At 61.9% G+C, this 24,943-nt stretch carries 25 protein-coding genes; 13 read left to right on the top strand and 12 right to left on the bottom strand.

Going from position 1 to position 24,943, the window contains the following annotated elements; translation table 11 throughout:
* Nucleotides 1–109 precede the first annotated feature (109 nt).
* The gene (locus C4J87_RS12690) at nucleotides 110–850 is read left to right on the top strand and encodes a response regulator (RefSeq protein ID WP_124367063.1); all 741 of its coding nucleotides are present in this window, start codon (nucleotides 110–112) and stop codon (nucleotides 848–850) included.
* Nucleotides 847–2,190: a HAMP domain-containing sensor histidine kinase gene (locus tag C4J87_RS12685; RefSeq protein ID WP_124367062.1), complete on the top strand. Its 1,344-nt coding sequence runs from the start codon at nucleotides 847–849 to the stop codon at nucleotides 2,188–2,190. Before C4J87_RS12690 ends, C4J87_RS12685 begins: the two co-directional genes overlap by 4 nt.
* A gap of 3 nt (nucleotides 2,191–2,193) precedes the next feature.
* Here C4J87_RS12685 and C4J87_RS12680 read toward each other — a convergent pair whose 3' ends face one another.
* Together C4J87_RS12680 and C4J87_RS12675 are read right to left on the bottom strand one after the other, a co-directional pair.
* Nucleotides 2,194–3,405 (bottom strand): cytochrome c biogenesis protein DipZ, encoded by a 1,212-nt coding sequence (locus C4J87_RS12680; RefSeq protein ID WP_124367061.1) that lies wholly within the window; start codon nucleotides 3,403–3,405, stop codon nucleotides 2,194–2,196.
* A gap of 145 nt (nucleotides 3,406–3,550) precedes the next feature.
* Nucleotides 3,551–4,168, bottom strand: coding sequence for a dTMP kinase (locus tag C4J87_RS12675; RefSeq protein WP_124367060.1), 618 nt, complete (start codon nucleotides 4,166–4,168; stop codon nucleotides 3,551–3,553).
* Between the two features lie 166 nt (nucleotides 4,169–4,334).
* On the opposite strand from C4J87_RS12675, the gene C4J87_RS12670 reads away from it, so the two are divergent.
* Nucleotides 4,335–4,562, top strand: coding sequence for a hypothetical protein (locus tag C4J87_RS12670; RefSeq protein ID WP_124367059.1), 228 nt, complete (start codon nucleotides 4,335–4,337; stop codon nucleotides 4,560–4,562).
* A 22-nt stretch (nucleotides 4,563–4,584) separates the two neighbouring features.
* Here the strand turns inward: C4J87_RS12670 and C4J87_RS12665 are convergent, their stop codons facing one another.
* Nucleotides 4,585–4,815 (bottom strand): DUF317 domain-containing protein, encoded by a 231-nt coding sequence (locus C4J87_RS12665; protein WP_124367058.1) that lies wholly within the window; start codon nucleotides 4,813–4,815, stop codon nucleotides 4,585–4,587.
* Nucleotides 4,816–5,009: 194 nt separating this feature from the next.
* On the opposite strand from C4J87_RS12665, the gene C4J87_RS12660 reads away from it, so the two are divergent.
* Nucleotides 5,010–5,270, top strand: a complete 261-nt coding sequence (locus tag C4J87_RS12660; RefSeq protein WP_177412746.1) for a metallothionein — start codon at nucleotides 5,010–5,012, stop codon at nucleotides 5,268–5,270.
* 29 nt (nucleotides 5,271–5,299) lie between these two features.
* Here C4J87_RS12660 and C4J87_RS12655 read toward each other — a convergent pair whose 3' ends face one another.
* The 3 genes from C4J87_RS12655 to C4J87_RS12645 form a co-directional block, all read right to left on the bottom strand.
* Nucleotides 5,300–6,232, bottom strand: coding sequence for a cupin (locus C4J87_RS12655; protein WP_124367057.1), 933 nt, complete (start codon nucleotides 6,230–6,232; stop codon nucleotides 5,300–5,302).
* A gap of 136 nt (nucleotides 6,233–6,368) precedes the next feature.
* Nucleotides 6,369–7,691, bottom strand: a complete 1,323-nt coding sequence (locus C4J87_RS12650; protein ID WP_124367056.1) for an LLM class flavin-dependent oxidoreductase — start codon at nucleotides 7,689–7,691, stop codon at nucleotides 6,369–6,371.
* Nucleotides 7,692–7,714: 23 nt separating this feature from the next.
* On the bottom strand, nucleotides 7,715–8,671 hold the full coding sequence (locus C4J87_RS12645; RefSeq protein ID WP_124367055.1) for an ABC transporter substrate-binding protein: 957 nt from the start codon (nucleotides 8,669–8,671) through the stop codon (nucleotides 7,715–7,717).
* Between the two features lie 290 nt (nucleotides 8,672–8,961).
* Here C4J87_RS12645 and C4J87_RS12640 point away from each other — a divergent pair, with 290 nt between their 5' ends.
* From C4J87_RS12640 to C4J87_RS12630, 3 genes are all read left to right on the top strand, one after another.
* Nucleotides 8,962–9,831, top strand: a complete 870-nt coding sequence (locus tag C4J87_RS12640; RefSeq protein WP_124367054.1) for an oxaloacetate decarboxylase — start codon at nucleotides 8,962–8,964, stop codon at nucleotides 9,829–9,831.
* 72 nt (nucleotides 9,832–9,903) lie between these two features.
* Nucleotides 9,904–10,284 (top strand): RidA family protein, encoded by a 381-nt coding sequence (locus C4J87_RS12635; RefSeq protein WP_124362863.1) that lies wholly within the window; start codon nucleotides 9,904–9,906, stop codon nucleotides 10,282–10,284.
* A 182-nt stretch (nucleotides 10,285–10,466) separates the two neighbouring features.
* Entirely contained in the window at nucleotides 10,467–12,446 is a 1,980-nt protein-coding gene (locus tag C4J87_RS12630; RefSeq protein ID WP_124367053.1) for a U32 family peptidase, read from the top strand.
* 73 nt (nucleotides 12,447–12,519) lie between these two features.
* Here the strand turns inward: C4J87_RS12630 and C4J87_RS12625 are convergent, their stop codons facing one another.
* Entirely contained in the window at nucleotides 12,520–13,428 is a 909-nt protein-coding gene (locus C4J87_RS12625) for a DMT family transporter (RefSeq protein ID WP_124367052.1), read from the bottom strand.
* A gap of 109 nt (nucleotides 13,429–13,537) precedes the next feature.
* On the opposite strand from C4J87_RS12625, the gene C4J87_RS12620 reads away from it, so the two are divergent.
* Entirely contained in the window at nucleotides 13,538–13,978 is a 441-nt protein-coding gene (locus C4J87_RS12620; protein WP_124362860.1) for an Lrp/AsnC family transcriptional regulator, read from the top strand.
* Nucleotides 13,979–14,123: 145 nt separating this feature from the next.
* Here C4J87_RS12620 and xylB read toward each other — a convergent pair whose 3' ends face one another.
* Genes xylB through C4J87_RS12595 form a run of 5 tightly spaced genes read right to left on the bottom strand, consistent with a single transcriptional unit; the run spans nucleotide 14,124 to nucleotide 20,089 of the window.
* The gene (xylB, locus tag C4J87_RS12615) at nucleotides 14,124–15,584 is read right to left on the bottom strand and encodes a xylulokinase (protein WP_124367051.1); all 1,461 of its coding nucleotides are present in this window, start codon (nucleotides 15,582–15,584) and stop codon (nucleotides 14,124–14,126) included.
* 15 nt (nucleotides 15,585–15,599) lie between these two features.
* On the bottom strand, nucleotides 15,600–16,592 hold the full coding sequence (locus C4J87_RS12610; RefSeq protein WP_124367050.1) for a LacI family DNA-binding transcriptional regulator: 993 nt from the start codon (nucleotides 16,590–16,592) through the stop codon (nucleotides 15,600–15,602).
* A gap of 21 nt (nucleotides 16,593–16,613) precedes the next feature.
* Nucleotides 16,614–17,546, bottom strand: coding sequence for an ABC transporter substrate-binding protein (locus C4J87_RS12605; RefSeq protein WP_124367049.1), 933 nt, complete (start codon nucleotides 17,544–17,546; stop codon nucleotides 16,614–16,616).
* 34 nt (nucleotides 17,547–17,580) lie between these two features.
* A complete protein-coding gene (locus C4J87_RS12600; protein WP_124367048.1) occupies nucleotides 17,581–18,564 on the bottom strand; it encodes a ribose ABC transporter permease in 984 nt (327 codons plus the stop codon).
* A complete protein-coding gene (locus tag C4J87_RS12595; RefSeq protein WP_124367047.1) occupies nucleotides 18,557–20,089 on the bottom strand; it encodes a sugar ABC transporter ATP-binding protein in 1,533 nt (510 codons plus the stop codon). Before C4J87_RS12595 ends, C4J87_RS12600 begins: the two co-directional genes overlap by 8 nt.
* Between C4J87_RS12595 and C4J87_RS12590 the strand changes: the two genes are divergently transcribed.
* The 5 genes from C4J87_RS12590 to C4J87_RS12570 all read left to right on the top strand — a co-directional run bounded on the left by C4J87_RS12590 (nucleotide 20,088) and on the right by C4J87_RS12570 (nucleotide 24,841).
* Nucleotides 20,088–20,282, top strand: a complete 195-nt coding sequence (locus C4J87_RS12590) for a hypothetical protein (RefSeq protein ID WP_124367046.1) — start codon at nucleotides 20,088–20,090, stop codon at nucleotides 20,280–20,282. The genes C4J87_RS12595 and C4J87_RS12590 overlap by 2 nt on opposite strands.
* 123 nt (nucleotides 20,283–20,405) lie before the next feature.
* Nucleotides 20,406–21,746 carry a HAMP domain-containing sensor histidine kinase gene (locus C4J87_RS12585; RefSeq protein WP_124362854.1) on the top strand — a complete coding sequence of 447 codons (1,341 nt, stop codon included), beginning with the start codon at nucleotides 20,406–20,408 and terminating at the stop codon, nucleotides 21,744–21,746.
* Nucleotides 21,731–22,114, top strand: a complete 384-nt coding sequence (locus tag C4J87_RS12580; protein ID WP_124367045.1) for a response regulator — start codon at nucleotides 21,731–21,733, stop codon at nucleotides 22,112–22,114. The genes C4J87_RS12585 and C4J87_RS12580 overlap by 16 nt, the downstream gene beginning before the upstream one ends.
* Before the next feature lie 9 nt (nucleotides 22,115–22,123).
* Entirely contained in the window at nucleotides 22,124–23,380 is a 1,257-nt protein-coding gene (locus C4J87_RS12575) for an EAL domain-containing response regulator (protein WP_124367044.1), read from the top strand.
* 111 nt (nucleotides 23,381–23,491) lie between these two features.
* Entirely contained in the window at nucleotides 23,492–24,841 is a 1,350-nt protein-coding gene (locus C4J87_RS12570) for a sodium:proton antiporter (RefSeq protein ID WP_124367043.1), read from the top strand.
* Nucleotides 24,842–24,943: the final 102 nt, after the last annotated feature.

Here is a 24,943-nt window from a genome sequence, read left to right as displayed (position 1 = left end):
CCCACCCAGGCGAGTCTGGTGCAAAAGTTTTACCAGCTGGAAAGCAGCACCTGGATATACTCGACGCGACCTTCTTCAACGCCGTTAAACAGGGATAAAGGTGAGTCAAGTGGAGCACGTAGATCACATCCTCATCGTCGACGATGACCGCGAGATCAGAGAGCTGGTGGGGAATTATCTTCAGAAAAACGGGCTGCGCACGACGGTAGTGGCGGACGGTCGCCAGATGCGTGCCTTTCTGGCGTCCACGCCGGTCGACTTGATTGTGATGGACATCATGATGCCCGGAGACGATGGGCTGGTGCTGTGTCGGGAACTGCGCGCAGGCAGGCATAAGGCCACACCGATTCTGATGCTGACCGCGCGCAATGACGATACGGATCGAATCATCGGCCTGGAGATGGGCGCCGACGATTACCTGGCCAAGCCCTTTGTCGCCCGGGAGTTACTGGCGCGAATCAATGCCGTGCTCCGCCGCACACGCATGTTGCCGCCCAATCTGATCGTCACCGAGACAGGCCGGCTGCTCGCATTCGGCAAATGGCGGCTGGACACCACGGCTCGACACCTGCTGGACAGCGAAGGCACCATCGTGACGTTAAGTGGCGGGGAGTATCGCTTGCTGCGCGTCTTCCTCGATCACCCCCAGCGCGTGCTGAACCGCGATCAACTGCTCAACCTCACCCAGGGCCGGGACGCCGACCTCTTCGACCGTTCGATTGACTTGCTCGTCAGCCGGCTGCGCCATCGGCTGCAGGACGACGCCCGCGATCCTGCCTACATCAAGACTGTTCGCAGCGAGGGCTATGTCTTTACCTACGCGGTGCAAGTGTCAGGAGCGCAGCCATGAAGATAGTGCGTTGGCCGCGCACGTTGGCCTCGCGGTTGACACTGATCTTCCTGGTGAGCCTGGCGGTGGCCCATGGATTGTCATTCGGGCTGCAGTTCTATGAGCGCTACCAAAGTGCAAAGATGTTGATGCTGGACAATTTCGAACAAGACCTGACCACCTCACTGGCGATACTGGAGCGGTTGCCGGCCAATGAGCGTGAGGCATGGTTGCCGCGCCTGGAACACCCCAACTACCGATACGAACTTGATGAGGGCCAGCCGGGCACGCCAATGGACATGACCAGCGCTCCCGTCTCCGTGCGCTCCATGCAAGCCACGCTGGGCCGGGACTACCCATTGAGCTTCAGCGATATTGCCGATGCGCGCCCTCATTATCAGGCCCACTTGCGCCTCAAGGACGGCAGCCCCCTGACGATTGATGTAAGACCCTTGGTGATGCCGCTATCACCGTGGTTACCGGCAGTTCTGGTTGCGCAACTGTTGCTGCTGTTCGTCTGCACCTGGCTCGCCGTACGCACGGTCATACGCCCGCTGACGCGGCTTTCCCAGGCGGTAGACGGCCTGGATCCGAATGGCCAGGGCGAACCGCTCAAGGAGGAAGGGCCAATCGAAGTGGTCTACGCGGCCGTCGCCTTCAATACCCTGCAGGAGCGCATTGCGAATTACGTCAAGGAACGCATGCAGCTGTTGGCAGCGATTTCCCACGACCTGCAAACCCCAATCACACGGATGAAGCTTCGCGCGGAGTTCATGGACGATTCGATGGAAAAGGACAAGCTCTGCAACGACCTGGAGGAAATGCAGCACCTGGTCCAGGAAGGCGTGGCCTACGCGCGGAGCATGGCGGGTTCCAATGAGCCCAGCCGGCGAGTTGATGTCGATTCCTTTCTGGAAAGCCTGGTCTTTGACTACCTCGATACCGGCAAGCAAGTGGCGTTAAAGGCTGACGGCGGCGCAGCCATTGATACCCGCCCCCACGCGCTGCGCAGGGTGTTGGTGAACCTCTTGGACAACGCTTTGAAGTTCGGATCAGAGGTGCAAATCATTGCGCAGCGCCAGCCGGACGGTGGGCTGCTGATTCAAGTGCTGGACCGTGGCCCCGGCATACCTGACCACCAATTGCCCGAAGTGCTGAAACCTTTTTATCGCGTGGAGAATTCGCGAAACCGGGAAACGGGTGGTACAGGGCTGGGCCTGGCGATTTCGCAACAACTGGCACTTACCCTGCAGGGCTCTCTGCGCTTGGTTAACCGGGATGGCGGCGGTCTGTGTGCCGAGTTGAAACTGCCGCCAACACTGAGACCTTTCGCAAAGACGCCCATGGATCATCCCCAGTAGTCATCAACCCTTGTTCTTAGCCTCCGCCAGCAACTGCTGAATCACTTTTTCCTGAGTGTCATAGCTGCCTTCGCCAAAGTGGGTGTAACGGATCTTGCCTTCGGCGTCGACGAGGTAGTGTGCGGGCCAGTATTGATTGTCGAATGCGCGCCAGATCGCATAGTTATTGTCGATCGCGATCGGGTAGTTGAGGTCCAGCTTCGCTACGTTTTTGCGCACGTTGTCTATCACCCTTTCAAAGGGATACTCCGGGGTGTGCACGCCGATGACAACCAGCCCCTCCTTCTCGTATTTGCGTGCCCACTCGTTCACATACGGAATGCTGCGCTGGCAATTGATGCAGTCGAACGTCCAGAAGTCCACCAGCACCACTTTGCCCCGCAAGGCCTCCTTGCTCAGTTCGGGTGAATTCAGCCACTGGACAGCACCCGACAGGGACGGCATTTCACCCTTCGCACTCACGTCAGGTGTGGTCGCGGCCTTGACGCTGTCCACCAGGTAATCAATGGTTTTGGGCACGCCGCTCAGCAGCGACTGCTCCAGCCTGGCAGCGCCCTGGGATGAAGTGCCGGCAAGCAGTTGGCTTTGCGAGCCACTGGCGATCACCCCCGCAACCACCAGCGCGGCCAAACCAGTGCCGCGCCGCAGCCAGGCGATCACGGGCAGTGACAACTTCAACCGAGACACCAGGCCTCGGCCCGCGAAGATCAGCACGCCCAACGAGACGGCACTGCCCAAGCCGTAGGCCAACAGCAGCAGGCTGGTGCGCGCGCTCGGGCCTTGAAGCATTGCGCCGGTCAGGATGATCCCGAGGATGGGCCCCGCGCACGGTGCCCAGAGCAAGCCGGTTGCGACCCCGATCAGCAGCGATGCGCCGGGCCCCGACAATCTGCGCGTGGCGGGATCGAGGCGATTACCCAGTGCCGTCAACGGCCGCATCAATCCATTACCGACCTTGGCGGAAAGCAACGACAAGGCGAACACTACCAGCACCACAAGGGCGAGCTGGCGACCGATACCGTTGGCCGTCACTACCCAGTCACTGCTGACCACGGCGAGGCTGGACACGAGGGCAAAGGTCAGCGCCAGGCCGAGCAGTGTCCACACCACCGACGCTGACGAGCGATCGGCACGGGCGAATAAAAAGGGCACGACGGGAAGAATGCACGGGCTGAGTACCGTGACGATGCCGCCGAGAAAGGCGATCAAGAACATGGCGCTACCTGCTCAATTGGCCGAGGGGGTGTCCCTCGCTGGAGCCAATTGAATCGCCTGCAAGTATCGCGGATGTGTCGGTAAAGCGGTCTATTGAATCCGCAAGTATCCGCAGGGCCTGTAGATACAGTGCGATACGGAACTGCTAGCGCCCACTCAGCACGCCATAGATCTCAGCAACCACCTGCGCCGTGGCGTCCTCGATCCATCCTTCGTTACGGCATAGCACCCAACCGTGATCGGCAACCGCTTGCTCGAACCCCAGCGTGCAGGCCACCTGTTCTTCCAGGGAGTGCAGCACCGTACTGCCCAGCCCACGTGTTCGTGCTGCCGCCCTCGCCCATGACGTTTCAGCGTCAGTGACTACCCCGACATGCAGGTCTGGCACTTGCACGCCTCGCTCGATGTTCAACTTTAGAATCTGCGCGAACGGAGTCAGGCGCCGAAACGCCGCGTCAGACGGGTACCAGCGGTCAATCAGGATGATGCTGTCAGACGGCTGTTTGGGCAGTACATGCCGGGAAATCCAGCCACGGCTATCAGCAAATCGCTCACACACCGCCAACTCCAGTGCCGGGCTGGGATGCCTGACGAGCTGGTTGACCAGCGCCATGGTTTCACCCCGATGGGGATCGCTCTTTTTTTCGCACAGTCGGATCACCTTTTTGCCGTCTGCCCTCAATGTTGAGGTAACGGCCTCCAGCAGCGTGGTCTTGCCGGTGCCCTTGGGCCCGTCCAGCGAAACGAACAGCGGGCGACGCATTTTTTGACCTACTCCCAGGGCGGACATTGCGTTTAGTCAGTTGTCCGCAGGGCCAATCACGCCTGAAGAACTGCTTATTACTTTTTCTGAATCACCGTGCAGTCCCGTTATCAAACGAACAGGCCCTGCCCGGGTGCCACTCATCAAGTCTAACGGAGGAACAGTCATGTTCGACAAACCGCACTACCTCGTCAGCTTCATCCTCGACAACCAGCCGCAGAGCCGCTCGCTTGAGTACGATGGCGATGAGCTGGACCCGCAACTGGCTCAGTCCCTGCTCAGGCAGCGCTTTGCAGAGCTCAAGGATGCGCGGTTGAGCGACGTGCAAGTGCAAAAACGCACTAAGCCGGCCGACGAAGGTCACGACATTCCGGGCCATTATCAGCAGCCGTAAATGGCCCCTGAACTTGCAGGATTCAATCAATCGGACCGATATTGATCGTGCGATCAGCGCCCAGCCCCTCGACCTTGGCGAGGATTTCGCTGGGCGTGTCCGCAGAAAACGTCAGCACATAGCCCATGCCGCTGCCGTCTTCTTCCACCGAAGCCACCCACAACTCGACTTCATCGGCGGCCAGGCCTATGGCATCACCGATCGAACGGTTGCGCGCTTCTGAATCGGTGTCGCCCGCTGGGTAATCATTCATGGGTAAACCTCCTCGTGTCTGTGTGATCGTTGTTATCACCATAGACGCACGAGGCAGCGCAGGGTTCGTTTTCTTGTCTCACACACGCACACCCGCCGTTCATCACCCCTGCCCTGTGTTTTTTTAAACTCTTGTATTTCGGCTTATCAAACTAGGTGTGGACGCTTCAACCATGACTGACAATCGGAGGACTCATGAACCACGCCACCCCGGATTTGCCATGCGCCTGCCCAGGCTGCAGTTGCCAGGTAACCGCTGCCGCACGCTATGAACGCGACGGTAAAGCCTTTTGCAGCCAGGCCTGCGCCGACCTGCACCCACGCGGTCAGGCATGCCCCAGTGCCGAATGCCATTGCGAGTCGCATGTAAAGGTGCAGGACCGCGCTGTCAGCGATAGCCAGCTTGACGAGGCCATCGAAGAAACCTTCCCGGCGAGCGATCCTATTTCACCCTGATCGTGCGCTCCACATGGGGCGTTGCTTTATCAACTGAACCGAATATCCAACGCACGCAGGTAGGTTTGCAGCCCCGCGTCCTGGATCGGGATGAGGAACGCCTCGGTGTCGGATTCATTGAAGTGCGCATGCCAATACCCAGGCGGCGTTACGAACGCCAGGCCGGGCGACCAGTCGACCCGAACCGGATTGCGGATTTGCCCATCCGTGTCCAGCTCGGTGCCGACCAGGGAGTAGCAGCCTGGCGGGCAGTCAATGATGAAATCCAGGGCAATCGACTGGTGCCGGTGGGGCTTTTGCACCGATCCGGCCGGCAGAATGCCGTACATCGCCCACAGTACGTGGGTGACGGTGCGCGTTTGGGGAAAGTTGCGATTGCCCAGCAGAATACTGATGCGGCTGCGGTCCTGGGCACGCGGATCATCCGCCGCCTCGCGCAGCTTGGCGTTTGCCAGCGCTGCGGGGTACAGCGTTGGTGTGAAGCGATCTGCACTGGGTACCACCCCGAGGTAGCGCAGCAACGGTTCATCGTGCACGTAGTAAAGGCGCGCATCCGCGCTGGCGCTGAAGTGCGCCGCCTGCAAACCCGGCAGCGCGATAAAGCAGCCTTTGGACCATTGAATCTCATGCTCGGCCTGCACCACGCGGCCCTCCCCGGCGATCACGTAGAAAACCTGGGAGGTCGCGTTGGGTTGCACGGTCAGCGTGTCGCCACGGTTGAGTCGCATAAAGTTGGCGCACAATCCGGGACCCGTGGCCGGGCCTTCGCAGCCCAGGGCGTCGCTGAGGTCAAGCGGCACGACGCGCGAAGGGCCGCTGTCATACAGCGCGGCAGGAAAACTGTGGTAGGGAATGCGCGGTATGAGATTGGCACTGATGGGGTTGGCGGCCTTGCTGTACTCGAAGTACTCGGCGTCCACTTGGTGGGGATCGGACAATGCGCGGCTGAATTCACGGTTCATCAGGCTCACCTCAGTCTTCGGCTGGTTTGCACAGCGCCGTTGAGTGCGCTGTGGGGGTGAGTGAACTATAGGCATAGCGCGCCGGCGGATGCATCCCTTGATCCGCACGGCAGTCAGGTCAAACGATGGCAGCGGCTTAACGCCGTGCAAACTGCGGAATTTCCAGCCCCAGGCGCTCGCGTAACGTACTCCCTTCATACGCGGTCCGGTAAACACCGCGTTCCTGCAGCAACGGTATGACTTCCCGGGTAAAGCGAGTGAACTGCTCCGGGTGCCCGATGTAGATGTTGAAACCATCCACGGCGCGGGCGTGCAGCCAATCAGCCATTTTCTGCGCCACCGTGTCAGCCGTGCCGGTGAAGGCCCCTGGACGCAGTTGGCGGCCAAACTCGACGGCCTGGCGCAGGCTGAAACCTTTCTCGCGGGCCTGATCGGCGATGCGTTTGGCCGCAGTGAAAAAGCTGCTGCGCGCAGCCTCCAGGCTTTCTTGAGGAAATGGCGCATCCAGGTCGTACTGGCTGAAGTCGTGCCAGCCGAAATTACGCCCGAATTCTTTCAGCGCAAGCGCAAAACTATGGTCGACCTGGTGATAATGCTGCTCGATTTCGCGGGCGTGGGCATCGGTGTCGCCCACATAGATTTCCGCGCCGGGCATGATCAATAACTGCTCCGGATCGCGCCCGCGTTGCAGCGCCCTGCCCTTTATATCCCGGTAAAACGCCTGGCCCTGCTCGATGCTGGCGGCATGGGTGAAGATGACGTCGGCGGTGGCGGCGCCCAGGTCGCGGCCTTGCTCGGAATCCCCGGCCTGGAAGATCACCGGCTGCCCCTGGGGTGAGCGCTGGATGTTCAGCGGGCCGGCCACCGCGAAGTGTTCGCCCTGATGATTCAGGCTATGCAGTTTGCTCGGGTCGAGAAACTGGCCTGTGGCGCGGTCGCGCACGAAGGCGTCATCCTCGTAGGAGTTCCACAGCCCCTGCACCACCTGGACGTGTTCGGCGGCGCGGCTGTAACGCGTGGTGTAGTCATAATGCTCATCAAGGCTGTAATTGCCGGCGGTACCGGCATCGCCGCTGGTCACCACGTTCCAGCCGGCGCGGCCCTTGCTGATCAGGTCCAGGGAAGCCAGGCGTCGCGCAACGTTATACGGCGCGTTGTAAGAGGTGGTCAGCGTACCGACCAGGCCGATATGCCGCGTGCTCACCGCCAGTGCCGACAACAACGTCAGCGGTTCCAGGCGATTGAGGTAATGGGAAGGCGAGCCCGGGGTGATGAACTGGCTGTCGACGATAAAGATCAAGTCGAACAACGCCGCCTCGGCCTGGCGCGCGATATCGATGTACCAGTCGATGTTCACGCTGGCGTCGGCCGGCAATTGCGGGTCGAGCCACAAATTGTGGCGACCCGGCCCACCACTACCCATGGTCAAGGCGCCCAGTTTGAGCTGTCGTTTGGTCATGTCAAAGAGATTCCTTGGTGTATTCAGGGCTGTGCCTGGGCGACGGCGGGCTGCAGGGCCGCGGCGAATGACGGGTCGAACAGGCTGGCGGCCGGGTAAGCCTTGATCAGCCCTTCGCTGGCGAAGAAGTCCACGGTCTTTTGCGCTTCGACCGGTGCCTGGGCAGTCAGCGGTTCGACCGTCGTGCGTGCCCGGGCAAACCAGGCGCGGGCGATTTCAGCATCGGCGCGGGTGCGTTTGGCCCATGCGTCAGCGTAGGCGTTGGTGTTGGCCGGGCTCTGGCGTGCCCAGTCACGGGCTTTTTTCAGGCGCTGGAGAAAGTCGTTGATGGGCGCGCGTTTGTCGTCGACCGCAGTGGCGTTGGCGGCGATAAAACTCTGGGCGGGAATCAACCCCTCGGCCGTCGCGAGTACCCGTGCACCTTGGCGTTCCTGCTGGGTCACATAAGGCTCCCAGGTGGCGATGACATCCACCGAGCCGCCTTCCAGCGCATGGGACGCATCCAGTGCGCTGAGGTAACGCAACTGCAGCGCGTCGCGGGCAACGCCGGCGTTATCCAGTGCGCTCAGCAGCAGTTGCTGGCTCCAGGAACCTTTCCAGATGGCTGCACGTTTGCCCGCCAGGTCCGCCAGGCTGTGGATCGACGAATCCTGCTTGACCAGAATCGCCACGCCCGCCAGGTTTTGCCGGCTGACGGCGATCACCTTGATCGGCGCGCCCAATGCGCCCAGGAACAACACCGGCGCGTCGCCGAGCAGGCCGATATCCAGGCTGCCGACGTTGAGCGCTTCGGCCACCGGCGATCCGGCCGTGAATTGCTTCCATTCAAGGGTGTAGGGAAGATCCTCAAGCACCCCCGCCGCTTCCATCGCGGCTTGGGCGTTATAGCTTTGATCGCCCACTACCAGCGTTTGCGCATGGGCGGTGAGGCAGATCAGTGCGGCGGCCATGCCGGTCGCCAGTTTTGACAGGTAACGCACGTTCGTCTCCAGATGCCATGGGAGGCACGTCAAGTCGATCCGCGCGTGCGGTCTCGGCGATAGTCGTAAGGGGCATTACGATGAGGTTATAAGAAAGACATGTAAAATATTTATATTGCATAACGTAATTCACTAAAAATGCACATATTGCATTTTATTCGCGCATCGCCGCGCAAGACGCCTCTTGCGCGTTCAAACGTCATCAACCCCTGCCCGTCTGCGTGGTAATCTCACGCCACCACGAATAGACATTGATCGTCACTTGACGATGACCAAAGCCAGGAAAGAACATGCCCAAGATTTCTCACTCAGCGCTGCGCCGTCACTTCCGCGAACTGCTTGCCACGCCCATCTGTGTTGAAACCGCCTCGGTTTTCGACCCCATGTCCGCCCGTATCGCGGCTGACCTCGGTTTTGAGGTGGGTATTCTCGGCGGCTCCGTCGCCTCCCTGCAGGTACTGGCGGCACCCGATTTCGCGTTGATTACCTTGAGTGAGTTCGTCGAACAGGCCACCCGCATCGGCCGCGTCGCGCAGTTGCCGTTCATTGCAGACGCCGACCACGGCTACGGCAATGCCCTGAACGTGATGCGTACGGTTGAAGAGCTGGAACGCGCTGGCGTCGCGGCGCTCACCATTGAAGACACCCTGCTGCCTGCGCAATTCGGGCGTAAATCCACGGACCTGATCTCCGTCGAAGAAGGCATCGGCAAGGTCAAGGCGGCTCTGGAGGCGCGTGTCGATCCTGAACTGTCGATCATCGCGCGCACCAACGCCGGCGTATTGCCCACCGAAGACGTGATTGCGCGCACCCAGGCCTATGAAAAGGCCGGCGCCGATGGCATCTGCATGGTCGGCGTCAAAGACTTCGAGCACCTGGAAAAAATCGCCGAGAACCTCACGGTGCCATTGATGCTGGTGACCTACGGCAACCCCCAACTGCACGACAGCGAGCGCCTGGCGAGCCTGGGCGTGCGCATCGTGGTGGCTGGGCATGGCGCCTACTTCGCCGCGATCAAGGCCACTTACGACAGCCTGCGCGCGCAACGGCAGTTGACCCACAGCACATCGAACCTCAGCGCGACCGAGCTGACCCACACCTATACATTGCCGGAGAGCTATGTGGCGTGGGCTGAGGAGTTCATGGACGTGAAAGAGTAAACACCTGGTTTGCCCCAGGTGGTTTTTTCAGGGACCATGGCGCCTTTTCGTTCCTGCCAACATGAGGCACCCATGGCCAACCACGACCTGACCTTCACACCCGACCCGGATGCCGATTCGATCTCCTCCGACGTGATCGGCTTCAACGGCATCCTGGTCTCCACCCAGATTCCAACCCGCGCCGACGGCAGCCTGGAGCTGGGCGATATCACGCTGCAAAGCGAATGCACCCTGCAAGCGCTGAAAGTCGCGCTGGAAAAAGCCGGCAGCTCCATGGACCGGGTCATGCACCTGACCATCTACCTGACCGACATGGCCGACCGCGCCGCGTTCAACGAAGTCTACAAACGCTTTTTCGCCAAGCCATGGCCGGTACGGGCTGCGGTGGGTGTTGCCGCGTTGGCTGTAGAAGGTATGCGTGTTGAAGTAACGGCGATGGCGGCCAAGGCCTGACTCGATCAAAACTGTGGGAGGGGGCTTGCTCCCGATGGGGCAGTGTCAGCAAGTGCACGTGTGACTGACCCACCGCCATCAGCGGCAGGTCCATGAGCCCGACAGCCCTGTGGTAGATGCCGGTAAGACTTTTCGCAGCTACAATGCCCGCCTCGACCGTGACAAGCCTGACTAAAAAAACTATGTCCTTGCCCAAGCATCACCTGGAATTGCTCAGCCCTGCCCGCGATGTGGCCATCGCACGCGAGGCTATCCTGCATGGCGCCGACGCCATTTATATCGGCGGGCCGAGCTTCGGCGCCCGTCACAATGCCTGTAACGAGGTGAGCGATATCGCGCAACTGGTGGAATTCGCCCGCCGTTACCACGCTCGCGTCTTCACCACCATCAACACCATCTTGCATGACAACGAACTGGAGCCAGCGCGCAAGCTGATCCACCAGCTCTACGACGCCGGTGTCGATGCGTTGATCGTGCAAGACCTGGGCGTGATGGAGCTGGATATTCCGCCCATCGAGCTGCACGCCAGCACCCAGACCGATATTCGCACCCTGGGCCGCGCCAGGTTCCTCGACCAGGCCGGTTTCTCTCAGTTGGTACTGGCGCGCGAGCTGAACCTGCAAGAAATCCGCGCCATCGCCGACGAGACCGAGGCCGCCATCGAGTTCTTCATCCATGGCGCCTTGTGCGTGGCGTTCTCCGGGCAGTGCAATATCTCCCACGCGCAGAACGGCCGCAGCGCCAACCGTGGCGATTGCTCCCAGGCGTGCCGCCTGCCGTATACCTTGAAAGATGATCAGGGCCGCGTCGTCGCCTTTGAAAAGCACCTGCTGTCGATGAAAGACAACAACCAGAGCGCCAACCTGCGCGCACTGGTCGAAGCCGGCGTGCGTTCGTTCAAGATCGAAGGCCGCTACAAGGACATGGGCTATGTGAAGAACATCACCGCCTACTACCGCCAGCGCCTCGACGAAATCCTCGAAGACCGCCCGGACCTGGCCCGCGCTTCCAGCGGGCGTACCGCGCACTTCTTCCTGCCCGACCCGGAAAAAACCTTCCACCGTGGCAGTACCGACTACTTTGTCAGCGACCGCAAGATCGATATCGGCGCCTTCGACACCCCGACCTTCACCGGCCTGCCGGTGGGTGTGGTGGAAAAAGCCGGCAAGCGCGACTTGCAGGTGGTCACCCATGAGCCGCTGTCCAACGGCGACGGCCTCAATGTACTGGTCAAGCGTGAAGTGGTGGGGTTCCGCGCCAACATCGCCGAGCCCAAGGGCGAATTCGAGGAAGACGGCGAGAAGCGCTACCGCTACCGCGTCGAACCGAACGAAATGCCGGCGGGCCTGCACCAGCTGCGCCCGAATCACCCGTTGAACCGCAATCTGGACCATAACTGGCAACAGGCGCTGCTCAAGACCTCGGCCGAGCGTCGTATCGGCTTGGCTTGGGTGGCGCGCCTGCGTGAAGAACAGTTGCAAATCACCGCCACCAGCGAAGAAGGCATCAGCGCCAGCGTCACCCTGCCCGGCCCGTTTGGCGTGGCCAACAAGCCGGAACAGGCCCTGGATACCCTGCGCGACCTGCTGGGCCAACTCGGTACCACCGAGTACCACGCCACCCGCATCGAGCTGGACGCGCCGCACGCGTTCTTCATTCCCAACTCGCAGCTCAAGGCATTGCGCCGTGAAGTAATCGAAGCCCTGACCGTCGCTCGCGTCGCCGCGCACCCGCGCGGTGGACGCAAGGCCGAGACCACGCCGCCGCCGGTGTACCCGGACGCGCACCTGTCGTTCCTGGCCAACGTCTACAACCAGAAGGCCCGCGACTTTTACCACCGTCACGGTGTGAAGCTGATCGATGCCGCCTTCGAGGCCCACGAAGAAACCGGCGAAGTACCGGTGATGATCACCAAGCACTGCCTGCGTTTCTCGTTCAACCTGTGCCCTAAACAGGCCAAGGGTGTGACGGGGGTGAAGACCAAGGTGGCGCCGATGCAGTTGATCCATGGCGATGAAGTGCTGACGCTGAAGTTCGACTGCAAACCGTGCGAAATGCACGTGGTCGGCAAGATCAAGGGGCACATCCTCGGATTGCCGCAGCCGGGCAGCGCCGTGGAGCATTTCAACCCCGAGAACCTCATTTTCCAGGGCACACACTGACCCTCTGTAGGAGCGAGCTTGCTCGCGAGAAACCTGAGAACGCCGCGTGTTAACTCGATGAGCTGCGTTATCGTTAGCGTTCTTCGCGAGCAAGCTCGCTCCTACCGAAGCTACGGGGCCACCACCAGCCCCGCTGCAACCCCGCCGCCGCCAGCAGAATCGCCGCCACGCCCAACCATTGCAGCCATCCAAGGCGATGCCCGAAGGCGATCCAGTCGACGAAAATCGCCGCAATCGGGTAGATGAACGACAAGGCGCCGGTTATCGCAGTCGGTAGCTTCTGAATGGCTCCGTACAACAACACATACATCAAACCCGTGTGCACCAGGCCCAGGGTGGCGAGTGCCGCCCAGGCATCAGTCGACGTGGGCAAGCGGTCCCAAGGCACCAGCGGCGCCAGCAATACCGCGCCGGTAGTCACCTGGATCAACGCCATCAAATGCGGCGGCACTTGCTTGAGCTGCTTGATGATCAGCGCTGCAATCGCGTACAACAACGCCGCGCCCAGGGCCAGCGCGATGCCGGTCAAATAGTCCTCGCCAGCCGGTTGTTCACCATGGGCCGTGACGATTGCCAGCATGCCCAGGAACGCCACGCTCAGCCAGGCCATCTTCTGCAGGGTGATTTTCTCACCGAGAAACAGCGCCGCCAGCATCACCAATAGAAACGGTTGCACGTTGTACACCGCCGTACTGATGGCGATTGACGCACGCGAGTAGGACTCGAACAGCAGCAGCCAGTTGCCGACGATGGCCACACCGCTGAGTACCGCCAGCCCGAACCTGGCCCAACTGAGCAAGTCCAGCTTCAGGTAGCCGAGCCATGCGCACACCAGCAGCAGCGCCAGCGCCCCGATCACACAGCGCCAGAACACCACTTCGATCACCGACACGCCGGACACCAGCACAAACCAACCGATGGTGCCGGAGATCAGCATGGCGGCGATCATTTCCCAGGTTCCGCGACGGACAGCTGTATCCATGATTGATGCTCCTCAAGTGAGGCTCAATTATGGCAAGCTGCCCGACAGCCGCTCCAGTGACTAAAAAAGGCCAAAACCTCGATTCACCTTTTCTTATTAGGCGAACCCTATGATTGACACCATCGACCAGCAACTGATCGCCGCCTTGATGGATGATTCGCGTCTGTCCCTCAAAGCCCTGGCCGGCATCACCGGGCTGTCTTCGCCAAGCGTCGGCGAGCGCTTGCGCCGCCTGGAGGAGCGCGGCGTGCTGACCCACTACACCGTCGATATCGATCCCAAACACTTTGGCTATCTGCTGCAGGCCATCGTGCGCATCCGCCCGCTGCCCGGCAAGTTGCAGGAAGTGGAACGGCAGATCCAGGCGATCCCCGAATTCACCGAATGCGACAAAGTCACCGGCGAAGACTGCTTCATCGCCCGCCTGCATGTGCGCACCATGGACCACCTGGACAGCCTGCTCGACCGGATCAACGGGTATGCCGAAACCAACACTGCCATCGTCAAGAAAACCCCGGTGAAACGGCGCTTGCCGCCGTTGACCGACTGACAGCACGCAGAACACTGATCGTTCCCACGCTCTGCGTGGGAACGCCTCCTGGGACGCTCTGCGTCTCGCCAACCGCTGCAAGTGAGCAGGTGACGCAGAGCGTCACGGGCTGCATTCCCACGCGGGAGCGTGGGAATGATCCTGTTCAATCCCGGAGGGCTTTGGCTGCCGCAAGCAACCCCTGGAATTTGCCATACCGCGCCGCCAATACCGGCTGCACTTGCTCATCGGGCACATACCGCGCCTTCACCGGCATCCCCGCCGCCAGCAAATCAGCGCCCTCCCCGATGGCCATGAACCCCAATTTCGCCGCCCCGATGCACGCGCTCAGTTCGCTGCCATGCAGGGTAAAAACCTCCCGCTGCAGAATATTCGCCAGCAGTTGCGCCCAATACTCACTGCGCGCCCCTCCGCCGACGAGCGCGAAGGATTTGACCTCAGCCCCGGTCGACTGCACCGCGCGCCAAGCGTCGAGCAAGCCAAAACCCACGCCTTCCATCACCGCATAGCCGAGCATCGCCGGTGTGCAGTCATGGCCAAGCCCCATGAAGCCGCCGCGCAGCAAGGGGTCGTTATGCGGCGTGCGCTCACCCGCCAGGTACGGCAGAAACAACGGGGTGGACAGCGGTACCGCGTGTTCGATTGGCAGTTGCGTCTGCACCTGGTCCAACAGCGTTTGTTCATCCGCCATGCCCGTCAGGCGCGTTACCCAGCGCAAGCAACTGGCGCCGGCCAGCATGGCGCCCATGGTGTACCAGCGCTCGGGCAGCGCATGGCAGAAGCTGTGCACCGCACTGGCCGGGTTGCCGGCGGCGTGAGCGGTAATCGCGACAATCGCCGCGCTGGTGCCCAGGGTGATAAACCCGTCACCGGCATCGATAGCGCCGATCCCGACGGCCGCTACCGGGTTATCGCCGCCGCCCCCGGCGATCACCACCTGCGGCGACAAGCCCAGGCCTGCGGCTGTGACACAAGCACTGGCGGCACCGCCCTCCACCAGCCTGGGCATCTGCTTAGGCGTCAGGCCGGTCGCGTGCAGCATCGGGGTAAACCACTCACGTCGCGCCACATCCAGCCACAGGGTGCCGGCCGCGTCCGACATCTCGCTGATCCGCTCCCCGCACAGGCGCAAGCGCAGGTAATCCTTGGGTGAGAGCACGCAATCAATCGCCTTGAACACATCAGGCTCATGCTGTTGCAGCCAGAGTAGTTTCGGCGCGGTCAACCCGGCCATCGGCAAGCTGCCGGTGATCTCGGCATAGCCGGTGCCCAGTTGTTCTGCCTGCCGAACCGCGCGGGAGTCGTCCCACAGGATTGCCGGGTACAACATGCGGTTGTCGGCCCCCAGCAATACCGCGCCGTGCATCTGCCCCGACAGGCCGATACAGGCCACGCGGGCAAACGCCTCGTGGGTGCGCAGTGAGTCCAGTGCCTGCAGGCAGGCCTGCCACCAGTCTTCGGGCGCCTGCTCGGACCAGCCGCCATGGCGGCGCGACACGCTCAAGTGCACGCCCGCGCGGGCCAGCACGCTGCCGTCGAGGTCCATCAGGATGGCTTTGAGTTCGGAGGTACCAAGGTCTATACCAAGGGAAACAGGACGGTTCATAAGGGGTGGGTCCGATCAATCACAGCCACAGGAATTACGCACCTGCAGGCGTGGCGCCAGACGCACGCTGTGCTTGGGTGCAGTGGGGGTTGCCATGCGTTGCAGCAACAGCTCGACAGCGCGGGCGCCCAGTTGCTGGACCGGCTGGGCGATCAAGGTCAGGCGCGGCACGAAAAAGTCCGCCCATTCGAAATCATCGAAGCCGACCAGCGCCATTTGCCCCGGCACTTCGATCTGCGCATCACGCAGGGCGTGCATGGCGCCGAGGGTCATCAGGTTATTGCCGGCCATGATGGCGGTCGGCGGTTCGGCCAGGCTCAGCAACTGCCGGGTGGCCTGGCGGGCCGGCTCGATGTTGGAGCCGCCGTTGACCAGCAACTGCGGATCGAACGCCAGCCCCGCCGCCTGCAACGCGGCCTGGTAGCCCGCCACCCGCTCATCGGTGGTGCTGAAGCCCGCACGCCCGGCGATAAAGCCGATGCGCCGGTGCCCGTGGGCGATCAGGTGCTCGATCAACGCCTGGGTGGCCTGGCTGTTCTCCACGCCAACCTGGTCGAACTGCTCGCTCATCATGCGATCCACCAGCACCGCAGGCAGCTCATTGGCGCGCAGGTAGTCCAGGGCCAACGAGCCGTTCGACGGCGCCAGCACAATCCCGTCGACCCGCCGGTGATGCAGCGCGGTGACCACGCGTAATTCCTGCTCCGGGTCGTCGTGGGTGTCGACAAACAGCATCATGTAGCCGTGCCGGGCGCACTCGGTTTCAATCGCGTGCACCGTCTCGCTGAAGTAATGGTTGGACAGCGCCGAGATCGCCACGCCGATGGTGCTGGTGGTGGAACGGGCCAGCGCGCGCGCCAGGGTGTTGGGGATGTAGCCCAGCTCCCGGATCGCACGCTGTACCGCCTGCACCGTGGCCGGGCTGACCTTGCGGGTGCCGTTCAACACGTGGGACACGGTCGACGGCGACACGCCGGCCCTGCTTGCCACGTCGTCCATGGTGACCACGGCGCGCTCCCCTTGAGTCAATCAGTGCTTGCTCGACCAGCCGCTGTAGCTGCCGACGTTGTCGCGGGTGATGAGTTTGGGCGTGAGCAGGGTCACCGCTTCGGCCGGGGCCTTGTCATTGAGCAGGTCATTGCCGACGTTCACCGCTGTCTGGGCCATGGCCCACGGGTCCTGGCTGGCGGAGGCCTGGATCTGTGTGTCGGTCTTGAGCGCATTCTCGATATCCGGCGCGCCGTCCACCGAGGTAATGATGATGCCGCTGCGCTTGAGCTGCTTGGCCGCCAGGTCGCTGCCGATGGCTTGGGGGTCGTTGATCGCGAACAGGCCGTCGATTTTCGGGAAGCGTGTCAGGTAACCCTGCATCGCGTTCAGGCCGCCTTCGCGCGAGCCCTTGGCGTCCTGGTCGTCGGACAGCACTTTAATGTCCGGCGCGCCGGCCAGGGCGGCCTTGCACCCTTTGACGCGGTCAGTCACCGCGGTGACTTGCGGGCCGTTCTGGATAATCACATTGCCTTTGCCCGACAGCTTGTCCACCAGGTACTGGCAGGCCAGCTTGCCAGCTTCGACGTTGTCGGTCTGCACCGTGGCGTTCACACCCTTGGCGTCCACATCCACCGCCACCACGACAATGCCGGCGTCGCGGGCTTTCTTGATCGCCGAGGCCATGGCGGACGGGTCGACGGCGTTGATCAGGATCAGGTCGACCTTGGACGAGATGAAGTTGTCGATCTGCGAGAACTGCTTGCTCAAATCATAGTCAGCCGACACCGACGTCACCTTGACGTTGGGGTTGAGTGCCTTGGCCTGCGCCGTGGCGCCATCGGCCAGGGTCACGAAATACGGGTTGCCCAAAGAGCCCATGCTGATGCCCAGCGCCTTGAGTTCGCGGGCCTGCACGGCCTGGGACATCAGGGCAGCCAAGGCAATGACGGGGAAGATACGTTTGACGTTCATGGCGGTCTCTCTTGTGATTGTTGTAGGAGTGAACTCAGGTTCGGGCGCCGGACTGGCGATAGCGATCCAGCGCCACCGCGCCGATGATCACGATGCCCTTGATGATGTACTGCCAGATATCCGATACCCCCAGCAGCACCAGGCCATTGGTGAGCACCGCGATGATCAGTGCGCCGATCAGCGTGCCGCCGATGGTGCCGACGCCGCCGGTGAAACTGGTGCCGCCGAGGATCACCGCCGCGATCGCATCCAGCTCGTAGGACTGGCCCAATTGCAAGCCATTGGCGGCGAACAGGCGCGAGGCGCTCATCACCGCGCCAAGCCCGGCCAGGGCGCCGGACATGGCGTAGACGAACAACAGCACTTTCCACACCTTGATCCCCGACAGCCGCGCGGCTTCCGGGTTGCCGCCCACCGAGTAGATCTGCACGCCCATCACCGTGCGCCGCAGAATGAACCACGACAGCGCCACCACGGCCACGGCGATGACCACCAGCCACGGCACGCCGAGGATCGAGTCGTTGCCGATAAAGGCAAACGGCAAGTCCGGGTTGAATACCGTCTTGTCATCGGCCAGCAAGCGCGCCAGGCCACGCATGGCGGTCAGCGCGCCGAGGGTGACGATAAACGGCGGCAGGCGCATGAACGCGATCAACCCGCCGTTGACCAGGCCCAGCAACAGCCCGAAGCCGATACCGGCGGCAATCCCGAACATGCCGAACTGCGGCGACATCGACGCCTGCAGGGCGACCACCGCCGACGCCGCGAGGATCGCGCCGACGGACAGGTCGATACCCGCCGTCAGAATCACAAACGTCATGCCGGCCGCCAGCACCACATTCACTGAGGCCTGCTGCGTGATGATCGACAGGTTCTGCATGGTCAGGAAGTTTTCGCTGGCCAGGGCAAAGCCCACCAGCAGCAGCACCAGCACCGGCAACATGCCCACCGTGCGCATCAGCTCGCGTACGCGTTCAGCCTTGCCCGTCGTGGTTGTTGCGATATTCGATTCAGCCATTGACCACCACCTGATCGCCACCGGTGGCGAGGTCGATAATACGTTCCTGGGAGATGACGTGACCCGAGGCCCCGCCGACTTCAGCCACCAACTGGCCTTCGCGCATGACCAGCACACGGTCGCAGGTGCCGATGATTTCCGGCAGCTCGCTGGAAATCACCACGATGCCGACACCCGCCTGGGCCAATTGATTGATGATGCGGTAGATCTCGGATTTGGAGCCGATGTCCACGCCACGGGTGGGCTCATCCAGGATCAGCACATGGGGCTTGACCTCCAGCAGCCGCGCCAGCAACACCTTTTGCTGGTTGCCACCGGACAGCGCGCCCACATTGACCTTGCCCGACGCCACGCGGATCGACAGCGCCTTGATCGCGTCGTTGGCGCGCTGTGCGCCATGGCTGCGATCCAGCACGCCGCCGGCATGGGCATCCGGCACACAGGCGCACACATTGATGTTGTCGGCCACGCTCATGTCGAGGAACAGGCCCTGGGCCTTGCGGTCTTCGGTGAGGTACACCACGCCGGCGCGGATCGCATCGGCCGGGGTGCGCAATTGGGTGACGTGCTTGCCGACCACTTCGAGGGTGCCGCTGGTGCGTGGGTCGGCGGCGAAGATCAGTCGCGCCAGCTCCGTGCGCCCTGCCCCGACCAGCCCGGCGATGCCCAGCACTTCGCCGGCATGCAGGTCGAAGCTGCACTGGCGCACGCGTTTGCCGTCGGCCATGTCACGCACGCGCATCACCACGTTGCCGGGGTTATAGGCGGCGTGTTCTTTCTTGTAGAAGCCGGAAAGATCGCGGCCGACCATCATTTTCACCAGCACTTCGGCCGACAACGCATCGCGGCTCAGTTCGCCGATGTACTGGCCGTCGCGCAGCACCGAGACCCGGTCCGACAACTCGTAGATCTCGGCCATGCGGTGGCTGATGTAGATGATCGCCAGACCCTGGCCGCGCAGTTGTTTGATCAGCGCAAACAGGCGGTCGGTCTCGCGGGAGGACAGCGGCGTGGTCGGCTCGTCCATCACCAGGATTCGGGCGTGGGCATGCAGGGCGCGGGCGATTTCCACCAGTTGACGCTCGGCAATCGACAGGCTGCTGACCGGCGTCGAGGGTTTGAATTCGGCGCCCAGGCGTTGCAACACCTCGATGCAGCCGTCCTGCATGCCCTTGCGGTCGATGGTCCAGCCACGCCGCAGCTCGCGGCCCAGGTAGATGTTCTCGGCCACGCTCAGGTTCGGGCACAGGCTCAATTCCTGATAGATCACAGCGATGCCGAGGGCTTTTGCGGTAGCAGGCGTGAAGGTGGCGACGGGCTGGCCATCGATGCGGATTTCGCCGCCGGGGTCGGCCTGATAGGCGCCGGAGAGGATTTTCATCAGCGTGGATTTGCCGGCACCGTTCTCCCCCATCAAGGCGTGGATTTCGCCGGGGTAGACCTTCAGGCCGACGCTTTTGAGCACGCGCAAACCGTTGAAGGTTTTGCTGATGCCCTGCATCTCAAGCAAGGGTTCAAGGCTCATGGATGAGCTCCTGGATTTATTGTTTTTGTTGTCGAGTGCTGCCGACTCTAGTCCAGATACATTTGCTTACGCAAGCGCTTGCGTGAGCATTTATGTGCCAGGTGAAACGTTTCATCACCGTGTAAATTCGCAAATCGTTGAAATGCCGGCTTTTACGCGTCAAATGGATATCGTCGCCATCAAAACGCCATAATGTCTGCTATTGTCCAAAGACCGCATCTCCGCTTGTTGTCGCGTTCGCGCGATCTTTTGTGAGCATGTGCTACGCCGTCGTGCTCTGCCGGTGGCAAGTCTGAAGTTTACGGAATGCTTGGCAATGGACACCCCTCTACCCGACCCGCCCCAATCACGCGCTGAAAAGATCGTTGAGTTCAAACGCCAGAAAACCTTGCTCAAGACCGGTGCGCTGCAGGATGCGATCTTCAACAGCGCGTATTTCTCCAGCATCGCCACCGACGAAAAAGGCGTGATCCAGATTTTCAATGTCGGCGCCGAACGCATGCTCGGCTACGCCGCTGCCGATGTGCTCAACCGCATCACCCCCGCCGACATATCCGACCCTGCCGAACTGATCACCCGCGCCGCTGCCCTCAGTCTGGAACTCGACACGCCGATCACACCGGGTTTCGAAGCCCTGGTGTTCAAGGCTTCCCGTGGCATCGAAGACATTTATGAACTGACCTATATCCGCAAGGACGGCAGTCGCCTGTCGGCCATGGTCTCGGTGACCGCCTTGCGCAACCGCCATGACACCATCATTGGCTACCTGCTGATCGGTACCGACAACACCGCACGCAAGCAGGAGGAAGCCGAACGCAAAGGCTTCGAGCGCGCGCTGGAAGAAAAGAACCTGGAGCTGGAGCATGCCAGCCACATGAAGTCGGAGTTCCTTGCGACCATGTCCCACGAGTTGCGCACGCCGCTGAACGCGGTGATCGGCTTTTCCGAGGCGCTCAAGGATGGCCTGGTGGGCGATATGAGCGAGGTGCAGCGCGAATACATCGGCGATATTTTCACCAGCGGGCAGCACTTGCTGTCGCTGATCAACGACATTCTCGACCTGTCCAAGGTCGAGGCCGGGATGATGGACCTGGAGCTGGAGGCCGTGGCGCTCGATGGGTTGCTGGCCAACAGCTTGCTGATCGTGCGGGAAAAGGCCGCGCTGCAGCGCATCGAGTTGAAGCTCGAATGCGCGACGGATTTCGGCGTGCTGGCGCTGGACCTGCGCAAGACCAAGCAGATCATCTACAACCTGCTGGCCAATGCGGTGAAGTTCAGTGAACACGGCGGCCGCGTGACCCTGGCGGTGCGCGAAGTCAGCCGCGCCCAGGTCGGCCAGGTGCCGGGGGATTGGCCGGCCCATGGCTTCGCCCTGCAACCCAGCGCGCACCAGCGGTTTCTGGAACTGAGCGTGAGCGACGCCGGCATCGGTATCGCCGAAGACGACATGAGCAAGCTGTTCAAGGCCTTCAGCCAGATCGACAGCAGCCTGGCGCGCAAGTTTGAAGGCACGGGCCTGGGGCTGGCGATGGTCAAGCAACTGACCGACCTGCACGGCGGCAGCGTCGCTGTGGCCAGTCGCGTGGGCCTGGGCGCGCGCTTCGTAGTGTGGCTGCCATTGCATCGTGCCCCGGAGGCGTCATGGCCAACATCCTGATCGTCGAAGACAACGAGGCCAACATGCGCCTGGCCCGCCTGCTGCTGATCAACGCCGGGCACACGGTGCTGTGGGCCGCCGATGCCGAAATCGGCCTGACCCTGGCCCGGGAAAAACAACCGGCCCTGATCCTGATGGACATCCAACTGCCGGGCATGGACGGCCTGGCCGCCACGTCCCTGCTCAAGCAAGACCCCATCACCGCCCATATCCCGGTGATCGCCCTGACTGCGATGGCGATGAAGGAGGACCGCGAAAAAACCCGCCTGGCCGGTTGCGATGCCTACATCATCAAGCCGCTGCGCTACAAAGAGCTGTACCAGGTGATCGACAGCTTGCTGCAAAAGACTATCAACCCCCTCACATGAGCCCTCTCCATGGCCAGCCAACCCGCCACGCTGTTGATCGTTGACGACGAACCCCAGGTTCGCAAGCTGCTGGAAACCCTGCTGCAGCATGAGGGCTACCAGACCCTGAGCGCCGCCAGCGGTGAAGAAGCCCTGCTTTTGGTGGCGCAACAGCCGCCGGACCTGATCCTGCTGGACATCATGATGCCGGGCATGGACGGCTACGAAGTGGCCAGCCACTTGAAGGGTGATGAAACCACGGCCAGCATCCCGATCATCATGCTCTCGGCCCTGAGCGAGTCCAGCGCCCGCGTCAGTGGCCTGGAAACCGGCGCCGAGGAGTTCCTCAGCAAGCCGGTGGAGCGCGTCGAGTTATGGCTGCGGGTGCGCAACCTGCTGCGGCTCAAGGCCCGTGGCGACCAGTTGAAAAACCATAGCCTGTTGCTCGAGCAGCAACTGCAGCGGCAAACCGATCAGACCACCGGCATGAGCGTGCACGACCTGGCGCGCCAGGACCTGGAAAAGGACTTGCGCCTGGCGGTTGAGCAACAGGATTTCACCCTGCACTACCAGCCCAAGATCGAGTTGGCCGGTGGCCAGATATGCGCCCTGGAGGCGTTGCTGCGCTGGGAGCGCCCAGGCTATGGGCCAGTGTCTCCGGCGGTGTTCATTCCCATACTGGAGAGTATGGGCTTGATCGTGATTGTCGGGCGCTGGGTGATCGACAGCGTGTGCCGACAGATCGCGACCTGGCAACGCGGCGTTATCGGCGCTGTGGAGGTGTCGGTGAATGTCTCGGGGCATCAATTGATCGAAGGCGACCTGATTGCCGATATCGCCCACACCCTGGCCAGGACCGGGGTTCAGGCCCATTACCTGGAGGTCGAACTGACCGAAAGCTCGCTGATGGAGAACACCCAACGCACCATCGCCAGCCTGCAGCGCCTGCGCGCCATGGGCGTGAAAATCTCCATCGATGACTTCGGCACCGGCTATTCAAGCCTGGCGTATCTGCGCCGTTTTCCCATCGACACCTTGAAGATCGACATCGCCTTCATCCGCGAAGTCACCACCAACCCACAGGATGCGGCCATCACCCGCACCATCATCGAACTGGCCCACAGCCTGAACCTGCGGGTGGTGGCCGAAGGCGTGGAAACCCAGGATCAGCTGGCGTTTTTGAAGGAGGCCGGGTGTGACCAGATCCAGGGCTACCTGTTCAGCCGACCGTTGCCGGCTTCCACCCTGGAGCGCCTGCTGCTGGAGCGCCTGGTACCCGCGCGTTGACCGATGACTCCGGCGCTCTTGATACTGCGGCTAGCACGCGTCAAACCACATTGAACCTGTATCCGGCCATGCCTCTCCAACCTGCATAGACCACGGCCGGATGCACGCTTGATGACGTTTATTTTATGGATGGCCGTACTCGGGGCTATTTTGCTGATATTGGCCCTCACCTCCTCCTATCTGCGCTGGATGCCGGTGACCACCTCGGCGGTGTGCCTGTTGCTGGGGGTCGCCATCGGCCCACTGGGTGCGGACCTGCTGCACCTGGACATCAAGGGCTCGGCCCGCTGGATGGAGCACCTGACCGAAGTCGCGGTGCTGTTTTCACTGTTCGTCAGCGGCTTGAAACTGCGCCTGCCCCTCAAGCATCGCACCTGGCGTATCGCCTTCGGCATGGCCGGGCCGGTGATGCTGTTGACCATCCTCGGCGTGTGCCTGGCGTTGCACTATCTGTTGGGGTTGTCATGGGGTGCGTCATTGCTGGTCGGCGCGATGCTCGCCCCGACCGACCCGGTGCTGGCCGGCCTGGTCCAGGTCAACAATGCCCAGGACGATGACCCGTTGCGTTTCGGCTTGTCCGGTGAAGCCGGGCTGAACGATGGCACGGCCTTTCCCTTTGTGATTTTTGCGCTGCTGTTCATGCAGCACGGCGGCTTCGACGGTGACTGGCTGGGTGGCTGGGTACTGAAGAACCTGCTGTGGGCGGTGCCGGCCGGCTTGTTGATTGGCTATTGGATGGGCCGGGGCATCGGGCGTGTGACCTTGCGCATGCGCATCGCCAATGCCGACAGCACCCTGTCGCCCAACGATTACCTGACCCTGGCCCTGATTGCCTTGGCCTACGTGGCGGCGCAAGCCGTGGGTGGCTATGGCTTCCTGGCGGTGTTCGCCGCCGGGCTGGGGTTGCGCCAGGCCGAATTCAAATCCAGCGGCAAAGCGCAGACACCGTCCGAGCACCTGGCCCGCCCCGTGGTCGGGCATCTTGAAGTGGCGCCGGAAAAAGCCTTGCACGGCGATGTCAGCGCGCTGGAAGACACGCAAATTGCCGCCGGGGTCATGATGGGCGACATGCTGGCGTTCGGCGGGCTGGTGGAGCGTTCGATGGAAGTGTTCCTGGTGACGGTGCTGGGGATCGTACTTGCCAGTCATTGGGATTGGCGCGCCCTGCCGATAGCGGCGTTGTTGTTCTGCGTGATCCGGCCGCTGAGCGTATTGGCGATGCCCTGGGGGCGCCTGATCGATCTTCGCCAACGCGGCTTGATGGGCTGGTTCGGCATTCGCGGGATCGGCAGTATCTTCTACCTGTTCTATGCCCTCAATCACGGCCTGATCGGCACCAGCAGCGCGGTAGCCGTGGACCTCACGGTATCGGTGATCGCCTTGAGCATTGTTGTGCATGGCCTGAGCACTCAGCCGATGCTGGCGTGGTACGAGCGCCGCAGCCAAGCGATGGGAAAATGAAGAGACGCCGATTGGAAATAAACGGATAACTCTGTATTGACAAACGCTGGAACCGATGAAGTTCGAGAGTTACTCAGGGGTAAACCAAGCAAATCTACGCCT

The sequence above is a fragment of the Pseudomonas sp. R1-43-08 genome, assembly GCF_003852255.1.
In the GTDB taxonomy this organism is placed as follows: Bacteria; Pseudomonadota; Gammaproteobacteria; order Pseudomonadales; family Pseudomonadaceae; genus Aquipseudomonas.
The sequence above is the reverse complement of the archived record's forward strand: the minus strand, read 5'-3'. Positions and strand labels throughout refer to the sequence as shown.